The sequence below is a fragment of the Bacillus sp. JJ1503 genome, assembly GCF_036965125.1.
Taxonomy (GTDB): Bacteria; Bacillota; Bacilli; order Bacillales; family Cytobacillaceae; genus Cytobacillus.
Map to the genome: position 1 here is coordinate 1 of NZ_JBALOZ010000112.1, position 292 is coordinate 292.

Annotated in this window: 1 protein-coding gene; it reads right to left on the reverse strand. The window is 32.9% G+C overall.

Translation table 11 applies throughout. From position 1 onward, the window contains the following. Positions 1–17: 17 nt before the first annotated feature. A partial coding sequence (locus V7149_RS09905) for a TRAP transporter large permease subunit (protein WP_335345471.1) occupies positions 18–292 on the reverse strand: 275 nt, incomplete at its 5' end.

Sequence of the window (292 nt, forward strand, 5' to 3'; positions counted from 1 at the left end):
TTTAATTAGCTTTACTTTTATAGGAATGAAGGCAACCAGGTTGAAAGTATTGGTATATATGTTATTAATAATAAATTTACTAATAACACACCTATCATTAGCAGAGCAGGCTTGATTAAGTTAACAATTGATACTGATGCAATTTCAGAAACAATAAATAGATTGACTCCTACTGGAGGTGTGATCATACCTACCGCCAAGTTTAAAATCATAATAACCCCAAAATGAATGGGATCAATTCCGAATTGAATGGCTGCCGGTGCTAGTATTGGAGTTAATATAATAATTGCCG